Annotated in this window: 1 protein-coding gene; it reads left to right on the top strand. The window is 70.2% G+C overall.

Annotated features, from left to right (window positions below; all coding sequences use genetic code 11):
- Positions 1-63: 63 nt before the first annotated feature.
- Positions 64-671, top strand: a 608-nt coding sequence (locus O3Q52_RS53835) for an ABC transporter permease (protein WP_269655645.1), incomplete at its 3' end; no start/stop codon positions are given.

Below are 671 nucleotides of genomic sequence, written 5' to 3'. Positions count from 1 at the left end.
ACTCCGCCGTCGCGGAACTGTCCGTCGAGATCACCGAACAACTGCGTGGGGAGATCCGCCGCCATGGCCAGCACTGAGACGAAAGCCGTCAAGGACGGCAACGATCTCGCCGGACTCGAAGCGGGCCTGGACGCGCTGGAGACCGTCCAGACCGGGCGGGCCCCGTTCCGCAGGACCTTCGTGGAGAAGATCTTCCCCCCGATCGTCGCCGTGGCGCTGGTGCTGGTGGTCTGGCAGGTCCTGGTCTGGGCGAAGGTCACCGACAGCTACAAGCTGCCGGCGCCGTCCGCGGTCTGGGACGAGGTCAGCGAGGCCTGGCTCCAGGGCACGCTCCTTGAGTACATCTGGACCAGCGTCTCGCGCGGCCTGCTCGGCTTCCTGATGGCTCTCGCGATCGGCACCCCCCTGGGCCTGCTGGTCGCCCGCGTGAAGTTCGTCCGCGCGGCCATCGGCCCGATCCTCTCCGGGCTCCAGTCGCTGCCGTCGGTGGCGTGGGTGCCGCCCGCCGTCCTGTGGCTCGGGCTGAACGACTCGATGATGTACGCCGTGATCCTGCTCGGCGCGGTCCCCTCGATCGCCAACGGACTGGTCTCAGGCGTCGACCAGGTACCCCCGCTCTACCTGCGGGCCGGCCGCACCCTCGGCGCCACCGGGCTGCGCGGCACCTGGCA

The sequence above is a fragment of the Streptomyces sp. ActVer genome (genome assembly GCF_027270795.1).
Taxonomy (GTDB): domain Bacteria; phylum Actinomycetota; class Actinomycetes; order Streptomycetales; family Streptomycetaceae; genus Streptomyces; species Streptomyces umbrinus_A.
Note: the sequence above shows the minus strand (reverse complement) of the source record. Positions and strands in the feature narration are given on the sequence as shown.